This window comes from Pseudomonas sp. Y3 TE3536, assembly GCF_053629175.1.
The window spans coordinates 420780-437345 of the sequence record NZ_JBRJHU010000001.1 but is presented as its reverse complement, the minus strand read 5'-3'; the positions used below and the strand labels follow the sequence as shown (position 1 = coordinate 437345).

The following is a 16566-nucleotide window of genomic DNA, read 5'->3' as shown; positions in this document are numbered from 1 at the left end:
CTGTTCCCCACGGATGACATCAAAATGATATCTGTTCACAGCAGAGTCAGCAGGTACTCGTATTTTTCTAGCAGCAGCGGCATGCGATTCTGCTCTTGGTATTCCTTGATGGTTTCTGGGCGCAGGCAGTGGTAAAGCGCTGTCTGCAAGAAGACATAGCGCTGGTTGCGTAATGCGTCTTCCTGGTCGAAGTGGGGAGCCAGCGCTTCGCGGTAGGCTTTTTCGAATTGGGCTTGAGCTAAAAGGAACTCTGACATCTCCTTACGTCGGAATAGGCTACCTAGATAGGCGCCGCCGTCGAACCCGATCCTTCCAATTTTGGCCTCACTCCAATCGATGAGATAAAGGCGACGCTTGCGTATGAACAGGTTTTTGCGCAAATAGTCCATGTGGCTTATGCATCGGGGGCTGCGCCTTGCCTGAGATGCCAGCGTGCGAATTACGGGGGCAAATGCTCTGAGGCGCTGCGCCAGCCCGGTAAATCGGGAGTCTTCGCGAGCCAAACGCTCTAGCTCAGGCAGGCAACGTGCGAAGTTGAAACGTGGGCGCAAGAGGAACCAAGGACGGAAAAAGTCCATGCTCCATAAGAGCAGGGTCTGATTTCGTGGCATTGCCTCGATGTAGGCGCTACTTCGTTCCTCTTGCTCGGCGATGCCTCGCCCCAAATGGCGGCCGATGGATTGCATACGGGGAGGGCGCCCTCGAATGTAGCGAGTGAAGATCAGGCTTTCCCATGGTGTCTCGATCACGCCTAGGCAGGGCGGATAGCGGAAATAGACGCTGCCTTGGAGCATCCCCTCAGCGCGGTGGAATCGTGCTTCCTGACTGCCAATGAATGCCACCTTGCGTATCGATTTCTCCACTACATCCATCGGTTTGCCGGTGATGGGGTCAATCAGGCGATGGAACCGAACATAGTTGACGAATGAGGCATTCGACTCCAGGTCGCGGCTGTGAATTGTCAGGGGGAGCCCGCCCCACTGGGGCATCAAGGTGTGGATATGGTGCTCGAGTGAAGCTCGCTGCCAGCGGAAGAAGGTCTTATGTTGGGCAGAGGGCTGGGTAGGGGCAGTCATTAGCTGTAGTCAGGTATAGCCGGCGGTCCGACCTGTATTTTTGAGGGGGCGGTATGCTGCGTCATAAGAGAACCACGCACAACGAAAAGTTTCGCAGCGCAGTCAATCGCTTGATGGCACAAGGCTAGTCTGAATGCCTGATTTTTGGGCGAAGAGGGCGTAGGATGAAGCCTGAAGCCCAGTAGTCTGATTCCGGATCGTTCAGGAGAGCTTATCTTTGCTTAATGTTGCAAACCCCTTAATATTCGTGCCCTTGCAAACCTGCAGCATTCAGGGACGGACATGAATCATCTCACCATTGCCAAAGAAGCCCTCATCGCTCAAGCCCAGGCTGTCAGTCAGCTGGCTGACCGAATCGACGGGGAGTTTCAGAGTGCTGTCGACCTCATTCTTGCCTGTAAAGGGCGTACGGTCGTCTGCGGTATGGGCAAGTCCGGGCTTATCGGTCAGAAGATGGTAGCCACCTTCGCGTCTACCGGGACGCCCAGTTTCTTCCTTCATCCGGCTGAGGCCTTCCATGGCGATTTGGGAATGCTCAAGCCAGTCGATGTGCTTATCCTGATTAGCTACAGCGGCGAGACCGAAGAATTAATTAAGCTGATTCCTAGTCTGAAGTCTTTTGGTAACAAATTTATTGCAATGACTGGCAATGGGCAGTCAACACTAGCTCGGCATGCTGACATCTGGCTGGATATCTCTGTCGAGCGAGAAGTATGTCCGAACAACCTTGCACCCACCACTTCCACCATCGCCACCATGGCCATGGGGGATGCATTGGCAGTTGCATTGATCGAGGCCATCCAGTTCAAACCGATGGACTTTGCTCGTTATCACCCTGGCGGTAGCTTGGGCAGAAAGCTCTTGACTCGTGTGTCAGATGTTATGCACAGCCCGGCGCCCTTCGTCAGTCCGTCCACCAGCTTCCATGACTGTCTGCTGATGATGACGCAGGGCCGCCTTGGCCTCACGTTGGTGAGTGACGAAGGGCGTCTGGTAGGGATCGTCACTGACGGAGACCTGCGCCGCGCTTTGCTAGATAACCCGGGGGTGGTAGGGGAGAAGGTTTCGGCGTTCATGACGGCTACTCCACACGAGATTGCCTCTGATGCGTTGATATCTGAGGCTGAAGGATACATGCATGAAAACAAGATCCGCGCGTTGGCGGTGAGAGATGCTTTGACGGGCGAAGTGAGCGGGATTGTGGAGATTTTTGACTGATCCCGAGGCATCAAAGGGCGTGTTTCAGCGTGTTCGAGCGCGCCTTTCGTCAATGGTTGTGAGCTGTAACATTGCGGTTGACCCTGATTTTTTGGAAACAGTGCTTGCCTGATACATAAACTGAAATATTCGGTGCTCTATGATCAATTCAGCTCAGTGATGACTATAGATCTTACAGTGTCGATATTCGGAGGGTCAGGATAATGTTTCTTGTTGCCTTATTCGCGATCGCAATGGTTTTTCTCTGCTCCAGCCTTGGGTGGTTATTGCATTTGGATGACTGTGAGGACTTTTAATGTCCAGTCGAGGGGGTACCCTTGACTTGAGCTAGGTACGCCCTGATACTCGTAGCTTTGCGGGCTTCGAGGTTTGGGTTTGGTATGGCGGTGAAATCAAAAAAAGTTGTACTAGGCTGTAATGTGAGTGATGCATTGTCGGATATTGGTGCATACAACTACTTTATGGTTGATCATTCGGCCTATCCTTCCTGTGATAACCTACTACATGTAAGTCGAAAAGACCCTGGCGCTAAAGAGTTGGTAGTTGCACTCGCCAATGCGGGTTTTAGTCTTTATAAATCGGAAGAGCATGTTTCCAGATTTGTTAGGAATAGCGAAATCGCTAATTTCTGGCATCGAGTAAAGGAAGGTGACTTTCTAACCTCAGACGGTCTGGTTTATCAGGTCGATCTTCCGGCAAATCCAGCGGTTTCTAAGCTTTTGGTTGTTTTTTCCTCCATTGGTGAGGACATATTTATGTCTAGCCTGATGAGGATGTTTACCTTTAATTTTAAATCTATTGCTAAGTATATTCCAGCTGATGCCGCTGTTTTGCGAATTGCTGATGTTGGATCTGTGGTGGGAAGCTTCTATCTGAATAATAATTCGGATCGGACGTTCGGTGATCGTGTGACGGCCTTGATTCACAAGGTGAGTGATGATCTGAGGGTCTCTGCGGAAAACGTGACGTTGTACGGAGCGTCCAAGGGCGGAACCGCTGCGCTATATCATGGCGTCACAGGCGGGTTTAATGCGGTCGTTGTAGATCCAATAGTCTCAGATGAGTATTATGAGAGAGTTTTTGCTGACTCACATTTTACGCAGGGCACTTTTCCAGAAACTAAACAACAAACGTTCTCAAGGATTCTTGAGTCGGACAGGCTGTTGAAGCAGAAGATTTCGATTATCTATTCAGCTCGTTCGCCGCAGTACAGTTACATTGGTAGTATTGTTCGTGAGTCAAAGCTGGGAAGGCAGTTCAATTATTTGAACTCGTTGAACCCTTTGATTAATGACCATCCTGATGTGGGCGTGCAGACTGTGAATATTGCTGTAATGCTAATCAATATGTCCATGTATCATCTTAAGCCAGACACTTATAATATCGAGGTTGTTTAACGCCTATTGGCGACTGCGTTCATTGCATGGGGTGGGGCCATCGGTGATGGCCCTGTTCTATTTAGTAGGCCTTGCCTGCTTTGTAGTAGTTCTCGAAGCAGAAGTTTGTTGCGTCAATGTACCCCTCTGCGCCCCCGCAGTCGAAGCGTTTGCCCTTGAACTTGTAAGCGATTACGCAACCGTTTCGTGCCTGTTTCATCAGGGCGTCAGTAATCTGAATTTCGCCCCCTTTTCCAGGTTCAGTATCTGCGATGATGTCGAAGATGTCTGGAGTGAGTATGTAGCGTCCGATAATCGCTAGGTTGGACGGTGCGTCCTCCGGTTTCGGTTTTTCGACCATATTGGTGACGCGGAAGATATCGTCACGGATCATGTCGCCAGCAATAACTCCGTATTTATGGGTCTCTTGCGGGTCGACTTCCTGAATCGCAACGATTGAGCAGCGGAACTGTTTGTACAGTTTAACCATTTGCGTTAAAACACCATCACCTTCAGGGTTGACGCACAGGTCATCTGCCAGCACGACGGCGAATGGCTCATCACCGATCAGGGGGCGGCCTGTCAAGATTGCATGGCCTAAGCCCTTCATCTCAGTCTGGCGAGTGTACGAGAAGCTGCACTCCGAAAGCAGCCGACGGATACCTACCAGGTATTTTTCCTTATCGGTACCCTTGATTTGATTTTCCAGCTCATAGCTGATGTCGAAATGGTCCTCAAGGGCACGCTTGCCGCGGCCAGTGACAATGGAAATTTCGCTTAAGCCAGCGTCCAGTGCTTCTTCCACGCCGTACTGGATGAGAGGTTTGTTTACAACCGGCAGCATTTCCTTAGGCATTGCTTTGGTGGCTGGCAAAAAACGAGTGCCGTAACCAGCGGCCGGAAATAAGCATTTCTTGATCATGAGTAACCTTAAATTGAGTGGCGCGAAATCTCAATGACTAGAGTTTTCGGTAGAGTGAATCATTTGAAAATATCATTCAGTACGTTGCCGAGCCGCAGGCCAGCGGCCAATAGTCGCTCGTCAACGATTTCCATATTTTCCTTGTAGTAATCCTTATCCAAGGAAATGGGGCGTCTAGATTTAGCTAAAGCATAGTTATCTCCATATATTATGCGTTTGGCAATGTCATGGCTCTCCATTGCCCATTGTTCTGGAGTGCCTTGTTGCACGGTTTTGTGTTTGGCAAGTAGTCGTTTAGCTATGGACTCGGGGCTCTGCTTAGAGCTTCGTATGATGATGGTATCCCAAACTTTGTGGAGTTCCCATTTCTGTCGGCTGGGCTGGGTGCGCATCGCGCCGGTTTCTTGTATCCCATGCAAAGGTTGGTGAACGTCTCCAATGTAGTGGACGAGAAACTTCAGAGCGCGCTGTTGCTCTATGGGGTCGGAGTCTTCGTGTCTGCCATCCTTTAATTCGCTCTCGGCTTTCAGGATGCCATAGACAACACATTTGTACTTCCCAGAACAGTCGCGTTTAGCCGAGTAACTTGTAGCTTTGAATGGGATTTTAACAACGTGGCTGATCTGAGGGCCAGGCTCTTTACCGCGAATTTTGTCGGCCCATGATGCAATGTCGGATATTTTGCCATTGGCATCTCGATGCATGATGATATCAATGCCGGCCCTGGCTTCCGGGGTGAGTTGTTGCTCGGCGATTAGGGCCACGACTTTGTGTCCTTCGACACCCCAACCGAACGAATGCTGGCAATAGGCCATGGAGAGGAGTGCGATAAGGGCTATTTTAAATCGATTGAGCATTTGGCCTCCTTTGGGCTGCCCAGAAAAGTCAATAAGCAGGCGCCATTAAATTGACGCACATTATCCTTTCCTGTTTAATTCATTGCGTGGCTAGGGTATCATTCATCGAAGATGAAGCAAGTCCGAATGAGAAGGACATCACGTTTTGAAAATTTCAGGGCTTTTAGTTTTCGCCGTTTCATCGGGTTGGAGCGTTTAGTAGAAATGGATAGCAGGCGATAATTAGATTCTTCTGATATTGGATTCATGGATTTAAGCATTTTAAAAGGGTTTGGGATGACTGAAGTTGTGAGTGTCGACGATTCGTTGCGGCTGTCTGAAGTTCTTCGTGTGAGCGGGAAGAGAAAGGTTCAACTGCTGGGGCATGATTCGGATAATCTGAAGCTTCTCCGTACGCAAATTTTTTCCCAGATCAAGTCGACAGGCGGCCGTCAGGTCGAATGGTTCGAGGCTCTACCAGAAGCTCTAGAAGGGGTTCTACAAGAGGCCTTGCCAGACGGTTTGCAGGCTGAGGATGGCGCGTGCCTGACCGTTTCGTTGTTTGCAGGCATTCCTGCTGACGTTTTCCTGATGTTCGATCTGGCGGACCGACAGCACCTCAATCAAATCCAAGCTGATGGTAAGTCAGCCCTTAGCAACTTTAAGAAAATTCTTGTTCCAGGGCAGTGGATGGCGCGCAGTCTGCTGGGCGACAAAAGGCTCGGCTTAAAGGCCACAGATGTTTTGGTTGTGGGGTCTCCTAGGATTGACTATCTAAGATCGCTGGCTGAGCAAGCCGGCGAGACGGGTGAGAGAACGACTCCCCGTGTTCTTTTTGCCCCGATTCACAGTAACTGGTTTGACGCGGCCGGAAACCCTATGAGCTCTAGCTCGGGTCTCCAGCAATACCTAGAGGAGCTTGGGCATCACTGCGAGCTAACCGTTTCCGAGGACCAGCGAAATAAGATCAATAAACGGCCAGTAACGCGTGAGCTGATAGACGCTGATATTGTTATAACTGACTACACGTCCGTCGCATATGAGGCGTGGGCTCTAGGTAAGCCGGTGATTTTTCCACGGTGGATCCTCGGGGATGCCATCTTGGAAAAGGCGCCAAACTCTGCAGAGGCGGAAATCTATCGGCGAAAACTGGGCTACCATCCTGAGAGTTTTGATGCGTTGCTCGAACTGATAGTTGCTGGCAGCAAGCTTGAAGTGAGCGCCGAGGTCAAAGATTTTTGCCGCGATTATTTGAGCAATTTTGAAGAGTCAAATAGCGCCAGTAAGATCTGTGTTCATCTGGAATACCTAAGTGATCCGCAATGGGAAGAGCGTGAAGAGAAAACGCTTGCGGATATTGAGCGATATTTGAAAGAGCATCAGTGGGCACAGGCCGAGTCTGCGCTCATGAGCTTGGTTTCGGTTTATCCTGAGGATGCCAGTCTCAATAATAAATTGGCACTTGCTTACCAAGGGCAGCACAAGTGGTGGCAAGTAGTTGCCACACTGCAAGCTGTTGTTCGCGTAGTGCGCAATAGCGCAGACATTTATCATCGATTGGGTGTTGCTGAGAAAAAAATGGGGCATTTCCGCTCCGCGGCGAACGCCTATGAGCATGCTATTTTGCTGAGTAAGGCAGTGCCTGCGGAGTGGTACTACCGACTTGGCTACTGCTATGAAACACCATGTCATGAGGGGCCGGCTGACTTGCCTGCTGCTATCAATGCCTATCAAAAAGCCTGTGAGCTGGACAAAAAGCACAATGCGGGTAAGTTTGGTATAGGCGTGTTTCATGCCGCCGCTGGTCGTTGGTCCAGAGCAAATGCTTCGTTTACCGAGCAATTGAACTTGGTGAAATTTGACTTCGATCTGCATTTCCGCCTTGGTCGTGCCCAGGAACGATGCTATCTATGGGCTGACGCTGAAGTCTCGTTCCGGAATGCCGTTGGATTGCGGATGAAATCGGCTGAATCGCATTTCCGACTTGGCTTTACTCTGGAGCGTCAGAATAAGTTCGAAGCAGCCCTTTCTTCGTATAAGTACGCGATTACGCTCGGCGGAAAAAATATTGCCGAGTGGCGTTATCGGGCTGGTATTCTGCTCATGGAGTTGGGTAGGTTAGACGAGGCCTGTAATCTGTTTATGTCGATGCAGGGTAGCGGGGCTCACCAAGACTTTGACAGAAAGCGATATGAAGCATCGCTAATGTCAAATCGTATCGATACCATCAAAGCCGAGTTGGCCGACAACGCGGAGAAGAGTAGTGTTTGGTATGAGTTTTATGAGGCTAATCTACAGCTTGGGATGGCCGGCGCGGCAAGAGATAGCTTGGCAAATGCAGTGCGTTTCGCCCAAGAAGAACAAGTTCAGAAGCTTGTCTCTCTTTCAGGTTCGTTAAACACGAAGCTCGCCGAAGTTCAGTTTATTGAAAGCCGTTTGGAGAGAGATTGCACCCAGCCGGCCACTTGGATCTCCTACAGCAAGGCCCTTGTAGTCGTCGGGCAACTGGCAGCCGCGGCTGAAGCGATCCAGCAGGCTATCTGGCGTACGAATCAGCATGAAGCTGGTCTGTATTATGAGCTCGGAAGATTGTTGGCTCTCTCTGGTGCGATTGACAAAGCTTGTGAAGCGTTCCGTTCGTACAAAATTATCCAGCGTCCGACCAGTGCTTATGAAGACAAGTTCCTCACCGACAGCACGCTCAACTTCCATGCTACGTATAAAGAGTATATCGAGCTACTGCCGGTAATGGATGATTGCATCCTCTATGAGGTGCATAATGGGTCATCAATGGCGTGTAACCCGCTTGCAATTTTTGAGCATGTTCTCGCGAGTGAGGAATATGCCAATCATAAGCATTTCTGGGTGATTAACGATCTTACTAAAGTTGAGCAAAGATTTAGAAATTTAAAGAATGTATTCTTTGTCAAGCGGGGCAGTGCACTCTACCTTCGTTTGATTGCTTCGTGTAAGTATCTGATTTGTAACGGTACCTTTGCAGAGTACTTTGTCCGGAAGCCAGGTCAGCAGTACCTGAATACCTGGCATGGAACTCCGCTGAAGACGCTTGGCCGCGCAATGAATACGCCGCCGTACACGCGTGCCAATACGGCGCGTAACTTCCTGCACGCGACTCATTTGATTTTCCCTAATGAGCACACTCGCCTAACTCAGATTGAAGGTCATAGCATTGATCGGATTGTGAGCGGCGCTCAGTTGATTAGTGGTTATCCACGAAATGATCAGCTTTACAAGATTGACCAAGAAAAGCTTTACGAAGTTCGTCGGACTTTGGGTATTTCAAGTCGCAAACCAGTTGTCCTGTTTGCGCCTACGTATCGCGGTAGCTGGAATACGCCTGAGCTAGAAGCTGAGGTGCTGATTGAGCAGTTGAAGAGCATTATTTCGGATGATTACACTTTGCTTTTCCGAGGCCATCATTTGGTCGAAAAGCAGCTCGTTGAGATGAAGTTGCCAGTAAAGCTGGCTCCTCAGTCGATTGATACTAATGCCTTGTTGCCCGTCGCAGATGTTCTGATTTCCGATTATTCGTCGATCATTATTGACTACATGACGCTTCAGCGTCCTGTCCTCCACTTTATTCCTGACTGGGATGAGTATAAGTCCGAGCGCGGGCTGTACTTCGAGCGCAGTGACTTGCCGTGGCCACAATGCCAGACGACAGATGAGCTCCGCGGCTTGATTCATAGTGCGTTGAATGATCCAGGCTTGTATGTCAATGCAACCTATCGAGAGTTCCATGAGCGCTTCTGTGGTGTTGAAGATGGTCGTTCGACTCAGCGAGTGGTCGAGTTTTTCTTCCAAGAAGGGGGAGTAGCGTCTCCGCGTAACGATAAAAAGCCGATTGTTGTACGATCCGCGCTTGGTACTATCAATGGTGTGGCGACTTCTGCAATTTCGTTAGTGCAGAATCTTGCTGCACAAGGCAAAGATGTAGTGCTCCTTCTCGATACAGTAGAGTTGCGTAAGGAGGAGGCTGGGTTTGACGCGATACGCAAGCTCGAGGAAGTGGCGAATGTCATCTTCCGAAGTGGTCGGACTTCCATGAGTCTCGAGCAGCAATGGGTCTCTGATAAGTTCAACGCTGAAGGTATCTTCTATTCGCAAACAATGCGCGATGTGTACGAATCTGCGATGCAGCAAGAAGTCTATCGTGTGGTCGCGGGCCTAGAGGCTGAGATCAGTGTTGATCACCAGGGCTATCACCCATTCTGGGCGGGTTTCATGGCGGCTATTCCAGCTAATCGTCATTTGATTTACCTCCATAATGATATGCTGGAGGAGTCAGAGAAGCGTCTTCCTAATTTGCGAAAAGTTTTTGAGTTTTATAGAGACTATGATGCTTTCCTTAATGTGTCTGAAAGCTCAATGCAAACCAATCGTGATAGTTTCAAGGGTATAAATCCTGGGATCGTTGATCAGTTCCATCTCGTTAGAAACGGCTTGGATGTAAATCGAATTATCACTGATGCAGAATTGGAGCCTGATGACGCTGGTTATCATTTGCTTAAATCTGATCCGAGATTCAAGATTGTCAACGTGGCGCGCATGTGGCCCGAAAAAAACCAAGTAAGACTTATCGAGATGGTCAAGTTGCTCGTAGAAGAAGGGCATGATGTTGCTCTTTATATACTTGGTACTGGCCCGCTTCACGCGGAGTTGGAAAATCTGATTAAAGAGCTTGAGCTGAAGGATCGAGTGGTACTGCTTGGCGTTCAGCGCAATCCTTTCCCGTTCGTGAAGGCTTCGCAGTGTCACGTGCTGTCTTCAGACTACGAGGGGCAGGGTATAGTTTTGCTTGAGGCGATGACGTTGGGTGTTCCCTGTGTCTCCACTGATATCCCTGGCCCTGACAGTGTATTGGAGAACGGTTTGGGTATACTCACCCCGTTGACTCCTGAGGGCTTGGCTGAAGGTGTTAAACAAGTTATCAAAGGGGAGTTTATTCCGCGACCGTTTGATGCTCGCGAATATAACGCGGTCGCTTATGGGGACTTTGCACTCGCTGCCCAGTAACGAAAAAACGCCGGGTTTTGTCCCGGCGTTTTTTTTGGGGGGGGAGGGGCGCCGAGCTTATTCTAAGTGCCCCTTCTAATGCTGGCTTATTTTACTTTTTGATCGCAGCGTTTGGGTTGGGTTGCAGTGTGAATGTCTTCGGTTTGAAAACTTCGATCTCTGCCGCGTCAATTGAGTGCTGTAACTCGGTGCAAAACCTCCCCGCATCTTTAAAGCCTATTTGGCATATCTTGCTGGGGTCGTAATTCCACCACTGCAGTCGGAGCAGTTCGGCAATTATTTCCTCCGAGAACCGATACTTCAGAACTTTTGCAGGATTACCACCCACAACCGCGTAGGGGGGGACGTCCTTTGTAACCAGTGCACCTGCGGCTATCACGGCCCCGTCGCCGATGGTTATACCCATCCTCAATGTTACATCGCGACCAATCCACACATCATTTCCAATTTGCGGATAGGCCTTTCTGTCATATTTGTGCCAGTTGTACTGCTTTGTCTGCTCTTCGTTAGTGAAGTCGCGGACGAGATCGTTACCAGGCCTAAACGTGATGATAGAAGTAGTCACGAGGTCCATGGGGTGGTGAGAGTCAAGTATGACGAGGCCAGTCGAGATTGAGCAGTATCGCCCTACCGTCATTGATTCAGCCAGGGCTGAATATGAGTATGAGAGTGAGCCGATGGAGCACAGGCCGGAGTACTTGCCTCCTCCTATGCTGCCTCTGTATGAGCCTTTGTAAAGAGCTGAGTGGCTCTCTATTGTCACTGCCCGCCAAGAAGGAATCGGTTGGTCAAGGGTCAGCCAGCCGTACTTTTTCTGCGACGGTTTCGGAGAGTTGAGTTTGAAAAGAATACGGTTATTCCAAAACTCTTGTGCCAGGGCTTGAGTTATTATCATTTTACTTCCTACTCATGCTGCGCGCCGGCAAGTGGCAACGTGGCGCGGTGTGGGGCCCGGCCAGCGTAGCCGAGCGTAGAGGTCGCCCGATGATCGAGTGCCTTTATAACTATGTCAATTATTCTTCTTAGAGCTAGAGAAGCCTCCGCACGGAGTTCTCAAAGTCCCAAGCCTATAAGGAGCAAATTCAAAGCGCTTAAAGAGTGCAGCATGGTCACCCAGTGGGCAACACAAACTTAATGCCCCGCCTGTTCACAGGTGGGGCATTAAGTACTTTAAACAGCGACCAAGGGAGGCGTTCCGCGGCTCGGTGCAAGAACTTTTTTTGCGATCCTGAGATTGCCGGATTCCCAGACCTCGTCTACCGCTTCCGCAATTAGCTTGTAGGATGAGCCGAGTGTGCGCCGGGGTAAGTAAGACTCCATAAACTGTAGAGTGCGTGCATCTGGGCAGGTGACCTGGCGGATCATGTCCACCATCTCATCAAAGCTGTTGGCATGCAGTCCTAGACGTTCATGGAATATATGGCTTTCCGCCGAGCCGAGATCGTCATACAGGTTGCCTTCACCAATAAGCCAAGACGGGAAGATTACAGGTTTACCCAGCGCCCACGCTTCATAAACAAGTGTGCCACGATCGGCGATAACAACATCCGCTTCGATGAGCTTTTCAAAAGTCGGTTTTTTGGACTCTCGTAGGTTTGGATGGAGCGAGACATCGTAATCGAAGAGCGTACGCAATCTATCTTCGTAGTGAAGAATGCCCGGATAGCTGGAAATCACGCCAGCTTTGCTTTCAGCGTTATGCGTCGGCGCCCACAAGACCTTAATCTTGCGGAAGGGGGAGAGTTTTCCGAGCTTCTCCGCCAGCGTTCGTTCTGACAAGTACTTACGCTGGGCAGCCAGCAGCGTATCGATTCGTGGCCAACCTACGACCTTAATCTGATTAGCCGACAATTCCACGCCACGGGTTGTGAGCAACTTACGCTTGAGCCAATCACCCGGCACGCAGACCGTTCGATACTTGTTGATCTCAAAGCCCCGTTGAGGGTCGCGTCGGGTCAGGTAATTCTTATCCGCAAGGCCATGAGACATCATGACGTGTGCACGTCGATAAATGAAAAACGTTACGTTCACCGCGCCTGCCCGTGTGACCACGGGCGCTTGCGTTGATTCCCAGTCGGGCAGCTGTGCGTCGATGCCCGCAGCAAATTCCTGCTCCAGCAAGCGGAGATTTTCGCTGGCAACGTAGGTGTAATGAACCTGTTTGCGGTCACTCATCGCATCCGACCTCAGGCGACCGCAGGGGTCGCTGGGTTTTTCAGGTGAGATTTGATCAAGCTGCTGGAGATCTCTGGAGTGCGAGACAGATATACGACTTCGCAAATGTCGTTAAGGAAGTCGAACTTGCCCTGCCAATCATCCCCCATCACAAAAATGTCAACATTATGCGCGATGATGTCTTCTCGCTTCTGCTCCCAAGTGAGTTCGGGGATGACGAGGTCTACGTGACGGCAGGCTGCTACGAGTTGGCTTCTGTCGGCGTAACTAGAGTACGATTTTTTGCCCTTGCCTTCGTTGAAGCTGTCCTCGGAGACGGCCACAATCAAGCGGTCGCCCAGGGAGCGTGCGCGCTCGAGCAAGCGAACGTGGCCGACATGGAACAAGTCAAAGGTGCCGTAGGTGATTACGGTTTTAGCACGAGTGCTCATGTGATCTTCCTGATTATGAGTCGATAAAATGTTATCGAATGGTTAATGGACGAAGTGCTTCAAAGACTGTTGATAAAGTCTTTACATTCCTCATCGACTTTGTAACGTGATCGAGACCACGTTACCCCGTGCTTGATGACTTTTGCCGGGATGCCGACCGCGAGTGTGCACGCGGGTACATCTTTCGTGACCACGGATGCCGCGCCTATTATCGCACCTTGGCAGATTCTATTGCCCGGCAGAACGATGACGCGCTTGCCAAGCCAGACGCGTGGTTCAATGATGGTCTGAGCGTCTTCAGAGTTGATCAGCTCAAGCGTGTCGATATCGACGATGCCATGGGCATCATGACCTTGTATCACGACATCTTCACCAATCAGGCATTGCTTGCCAATACTGATACCGGTGCCATGCACAGCGATGTGCATACCCCGTGAGGTAACAGCATCGCCCACGCAAATTGTCGGCTTGAGGTTGTTAAGGCGAATGTCAAACTTTCCTTCGCATTTCGCCCCAATGAATACCTTTGCGTGGCTCTGACGGAACATCACCCGGATCTGGGCGGTGTCACTGAGGATGACGAGTGTGCAGTTGACAACTTTCTTCTTTCCCAAGAACTTGATTTCGACATTCTTCTTTCGCTGGAGAATATCGTTGTAGATCTTGGCTGTGGTGAATAGCTTGCAGCTCGGCTCGAAGAAGTCCGGCAGTATCTGCTTGGCCGCCAACTCGCTCAGGGCATACTCCTTGATCGGGAGTGTGCGTGTCTCTACGTCCAGCATCGTATCGATGCTGGTTTCGGGAAACATTGATTTAAATAGCTTCTCAATCACTGGATTTTTCCTTGATCCTGGTCGTCTAGGCACGCTTACGCACTAGGTGCGGGGCTATGACGCTCCCACGGGGCGCTTTGGAATAGACGCTGATCGAAGAAAATCTGAGTCTGATTCTTATAGGTGGTGTCTTCTGCGCTGCCATTGCCATCGTTAAAGCAAATGAGCTTGTACTTGAAGCGCTCTTTGTTGACCACTCGGGAGATATTGGTGGGGCGAATGATGATACCTGGAGCATCTGCCTTGACCGCCAGGCCCGATGCGTAGGCAAAGTGGTGATAGAGGAATGACGTTAGGTTGATATCATCCGGACTACGGCGTTTGGCCGACCGTGTCAAGGTGAAGACTTCTGGGAATAGCCCTTCGATCTTTTCCAATACCGACTTTTTCAAGCAGTAGGGTACATGCCGATGGAGGTTTTTGGCTTCGTAACTCGGGAAAACAGTCCGTAGCAACTTGCGTGAGTTGCTAGCAGCGACCAAATAGTCTGGTGTCTCTTCGTTGATTGCGTCACCGGCCATTCCGTAAGGTTCGAAGTAGGCAAGTGAGCGCCCGATCTCATCGAAGAAATCAGTCGGCAGGCACGGCTGGCCTAGGACAAAATCATCGTTTAGGTAGATGAAGTTTTCGCTAAGTCCTGGTATCCGATGCAGGCAGGCTTCGATGGCGTGCGAGTTGAAGTTCGGAAGCACATCGGTATCTGGGAAGATCTCGTTGTGATCAACCCATACTACCTTTTTGTCATCGCGCAGCCATTCTGGTTTCTGGCAGTTAGAGACAACATAGATCTTGTTCAACCAAGGTGCGTACTTATTCAGCGAGCGTAGCGAATAGCGGAGCTCGTCGTTATTGGTATAGCGGTCTGGATCGAAGCCTTCTTCCGGGAAGGACTCTGTCCATAAGGTTTGCCAGTTTTCGTCTGTGTGGTTTACCCAGGTGTAAACCGCGTCGATGGTCTGATAATCCACGCGCTTGGCTTTGGGGGCGTAGATTTCTTCAAACATATCTATTGGGAAGCGGCGCTGCCATGCCCGGCCCGAGCGCATGGTGGCTTCACCCGTAGCGGCGAGGTCGTAGAGGTAGAAGTGCAGAACATGGGTCTCGCCAAGGATATTGCACAGTTCGACGACAAAATCTGGACGTTGCGCTAGCGCTGAACAGACTGCTTTCACATCAAAGCGGTCATCTGCACGCGAGGCTAGATTGAATCCACCGCCTAGGGTGTAGATTGTTACATTGGTCGGTGTGGATTCTTTTAGTCCGGCGATGAAGCTGATCAGGCCGTTGAGATACCCGCTCCACAGTACCAAGCTGTTAGGGTTGACGCCGTCCTCGGCGCCTATTCCAGCATTGAGATACTTGCGAATGTACTCCGGCAGCCCCAGGCGATTCACCTCTAAAAGGTCGACACTGCGTGTCACCGTCTGAGGTTTTGCTTCGGTCTTGGTGATAGCTGCAGGTGGAGCATCCTTGAAGACACGTTTACGAAACATGTCATAGAAAAACATGTTTGGGTCACGAAGAAATTTCCGTATTTTTTTGTACTTCACTGGCTTTTTATTCATTTAATAAAAATCTCAAACGTCGCTTGAAAGTATCGAATCTGTCTATGTGGCCTGGTTTGTTCTCGAAAAGCGCTGAGTAGTCGTCGACGCTTCGATCAGACAGGCGACAGGCTTCGATAAATTCTTCCAATAGGCTTTTGGAAATGTCGTCGCCCCAGTTCCTGTTGTGAGTTTCCACGAATCTTGAGTAATTAGATTCCCGTCTCTCTTTGTGCGCGATTACATTGGGTCGTTCATGATAAAGATGGAAAACAAAATCTTTGTTTAATAGAGCATCAAGAGAAAGGCGGCCTAGCGCGCGCCTGAACCCCGAGGTGAACAATGGCGAGCGCGCACTCCTGTTAGACATCATTTCTCTGCAGGGCTGCAATGATCCATAATGCTGCGCCAAACGCATCATGAAGTCGAAGTCTTCGTAACCATGCCCGCTGTAGGATTCGTTGAACTGGCCGATGGCAGCGTAGTCATCACTTTTCATCAAAGTGACGGACGAGGGGTTCGCCAGGTGCAGGAATTCTTTTCGAGAAAACGAGAAGTATTTTTCTTTCAGTAAAGCTGGGGTTGTTTTCCCCTTGCAAAGGTCTTTCGACCCTTTGGCCGTGAGATACATGCAGGGGAGGAAATAGAACGGGGAATGCCTAGCGGCTATAAGGTCCCTGTATTTTTCCAAGAGGGAAAAGTCGGGCCAAATGTCGACGTCTAGTAAGGCAATCAGCTCCGTGTTCACTACTTCGAATGCTCTGTTTCGGAGCAAAGATGGGTTCACTGAACCTGTATAGTGCTTTTTGGCCAGCAGCGTAGTATAGCGGTTGTTCTCTAGGCTTTTTTTGAGGCGCCGGTCATTGAGGCTGTTCTGATCGTTGAGCGAGAAAATCAGAGGTATGCGCGCGCTCTCGGCAGCGTCCGACATCCGGACTGCTTTTCGCAGAATATCCAGCGGACGTTGTGATAAGTCGAGAGGTACGATAATCGAGATGTCATTCATCGTTCAGGTTGCTGTTTACTCAGGACTGACGGTTATGCCGGTGTATTCAAGAGTCGGTGACGATGAGGTGGTCCATCTGACTCGCTGCGCGTAAACATGCCCGGCTGCCCGG

General features: G+C 50.2%; 12 protein-coding genes. 3 read left to right on the top strand and 9 right to left on the bottom strand.

All coding sequences use genetic code 11. The features are described from left to right. Window positions 1-35 precede the first annotated feature (35 nt). Window positions 36-1076 carry a phosphotransferase gene (locus AB7M33_RS01965; protein ID WP_454242350.1) on the bottom strand — a complete coding sequence of 347 codons (1041 nt, stop codon included), beginning with the start codon at window positions 1074-1076 and terminating at the stop codon, window positions 36-38. A 282-nt stretch (window positions 1077-1358) separates the two neighbouring features. On the opposite strand from AB7M33_RS01965, the gene AB7M33_RS01960 reads away from it, so the two are divergent. Both AB7M33_RS01960 and AB7M33_RS01955 read left to right on the top strand, forming a co-directional pair. Next, window positions 1359-2294, top strand: coding sequence for a KpsF/GutQ family sugar-phosphate isomerase (locus AB7M33_RS01960; RefSeq protein WP_085273747.1), 936 nt, complete (start codon window positions 1359-1361; stop codon window positions 2292-2294). 380 nt (window positions 2295-2674) lie between these two features. After that, complete coding sequence (locus tag AB7M33_RS01955; RefSeq protein WP_454242349.1) at window positions 2675-3691, top strand: XcbB/CpsF family capsular polysaccharide biosynthesis protein; 1017 nt, start codon at window positions 2675-2677, stop codon at window positions 3689-3691. 61 nt (window positions 3692-3752) lie between these two features. Here the strand turns inward: AB7M33_RS01955 and galU are convergent, their stop codons facing one another. Both galU and AB7M33_RS01945 read right to left on the bottom strand, forming a co-directional pair. Continuing rightward, window positions 3753-4592 (bottom strand): UTP--glucose-1-phosphate uridylyltransferase GalU, encoded by an 840-nt coding sequence (galU, locus tag AB7M33_RS01950; RefSeq protein ID WP_085273745.1) that lies wholly within the window; start codon window positions 4590-4592, stop codon window positions 3753-3755. 59 nt (window positions 4593-4651) lie between these two features. After that, window positions 4652-5449: a S1/P1 nuclease gene (locus AB7M33_RS01945; protein WP_454242348.1), complete on the bottom strand. Its 798-nt coding sequence runs from the start codon at window positions 5447-5449 to the stop codon at window positions 4652-4654. 276 nt (window positions 5450-5725) lie between these two features. On the opposite strand from AB7M33_RS01945, the gene AB7M33_RS01940 reads away from it, so the two are divergent. Beyond that, window positions 5726-10465 (top strand): CDP-glycerol glycerophosphotransferase family protein, encoded by a 4740-nt coding sequence (locus tag AB7M33_RS01940; protein WP_454242347.1) that lies wholly within the window; start codon window positions 5726-5728, stop codon window positions 10463-10465. A 91-nt stretch (window positions 10466-10556) separates the two neighbouring features. Here AB7M33_RS01940 and AB7M33_RS01935 read toward each other — a convergent pair whose 3' ends face one another. From AB7M33_RS01935 to AB7M33_RS01910, 6 genes are all read right to left on the bottom strand, one after another. Next, window positions 10557-11360, bottom strand: coding sequence for a CatB-related O-acetyltransferase (locus tag AB7M33_RS01935; RefSeq protein WP_454242346.1), 804 nt, complete (start codon window positions 11358-11360; stop codon window positions 10557-10559). A gap of 275 nt (window positions 11361-11635) precedes the next feature. Then, on the bottom strand, window positions 11636-12640 hold the full coding sequence (locus tag AB7M33_RS01930) for a hypothetical protein (RefSeq protein ID WP_186679446.1): 1005 nt from the start codon (window positions 12638-12640) through the stop codon (window positions 11636-11638). Between the two features lie 11 nt (window positions 12641-12651). Then, window positions 12652-13071, bottom strand: coding sequence for a glycerol-3-phosphate cytidylyltransferase (tagD, locus tag AB7M33_RS01925; RefSeq protein WP_085273740.1), 420 nt, complete (start codon window positions 13069-13071; stop codon window positions 12652-12654). Between the two features lie 59 nt (window positions 13072-13130). Next, a complete protein-coding gene (locus AB7M33_RS01920) occupies window positions 13131-13904 on the bottom strand; it encodes a hypothetical protein (RefSeq protein WP_085273739.1) in 774 nt (257 codons plus the stop codon). Window positions 13905-13939: 35 nt separating this feature from the next. Next, on the bottom strand, window positions 13940-15469 hold the full coding sequence (locus AB7M33_RS01915) for a stealth conserved region 3 domain-containing protein (protein ID WP_454242345.1): 1530 nt from the start codon (window positions 15467-15469) through the stop codon (window positions 13940-13942). Then, window positions 15462-16454, bottom strand: coding sequence for a galactosyltransferase-related protein (locus tag AB7M33_RS01910; protein WP_454242344.1), 993 nt, complete (start codon window positions 16452-16454; stop codon window positions 15462-15464). The genes AB7M33_RS01915 and AB7M33_RS01910 overlap by 8 nt, the downstream gene beginning before the upstream one ends. Window positions 16455-16566: the final 112 nt, after the last annotated feature.

Bases quoted from the DNA above. Each gene is read 5' to 3' on its own strand.
- AB7M33_RS01915 (WP_454242345.1), bottom strand. From the start codon at position 15,469: ATGAATAAAAAGCCAGTGAAGTACAAAAAAATACGGAAATTTCTTCGT.
- AB7M33_RS01960 (WP_085273747.1), top strand. From the start codon at position 1,359: ATGAATCATCTCACCATTGCCAAAGAAGCCCTCATCGCTCAAGCCCAG.
- AB7M33_RS01940 (WP_454242347.1), top strand. From the start codon at position 5,726: ATGACTGAAGTTGTGAGTGTCGACGATTCGTTGCGGCTGTCTGAAGTT.
- galU (WP_085273745.1), bottom strand. From the start codon at position 4,592: ATGATCAAGAAATGCTTATTTCCGGCCGCTGGTTACGGCACTCGTTTT.
- AB7M33_RS01930 (WP_186679446.1), bottom strand. From the start codon at position 12,640: ATGAGTGACCGCAAACAGGTTCATTACACCTACGTTGCCAGCGAAAAT.
- tagD (WP_085273740.1), bottom strand. From the start codon at position 13,071: ATGAGCACTCGTGCTAAAACCGTAATCACCTACGGCACCTTTGACTTG.
- AB7M33_RS01910 (WP_454242344.1), bottom strand. From the start codon at position 16,454: ATGAATGACATCTCGATTATCGTACCTCTCGACTTATCACAACGTCCG.
- AB7M33_RS01965 (WP_454242350.1), bottom strand. From the start codon at position 1,076: ATGACTGCCCCTACCCAGCCCTCTGCCCAACATAAGACCTTCTTCCGC.
- AB7M33_RS01945 (WP_454242348.1), bottom strand. From the start codon at position 5,449: ATGCTCAATCGATTTAAAATAGCCCTTATCGCACTCCTCTCCATGGCC.
- AB7M33_RS01955 (WP_454242349.1), top strand. From the start codon at position 2,675: ATGGCGGTGAAATCAAAAAAAGTTGTACTAGGCTGTAATGTGAGTGAT.
- AB7M33_RS01935 (WP_454242346.1), bottom strand. From the start codon at position 11,360: ATGATAATAACTCAAGCCCTGGCACAAGAGTTTTGGAATAACCGTATT.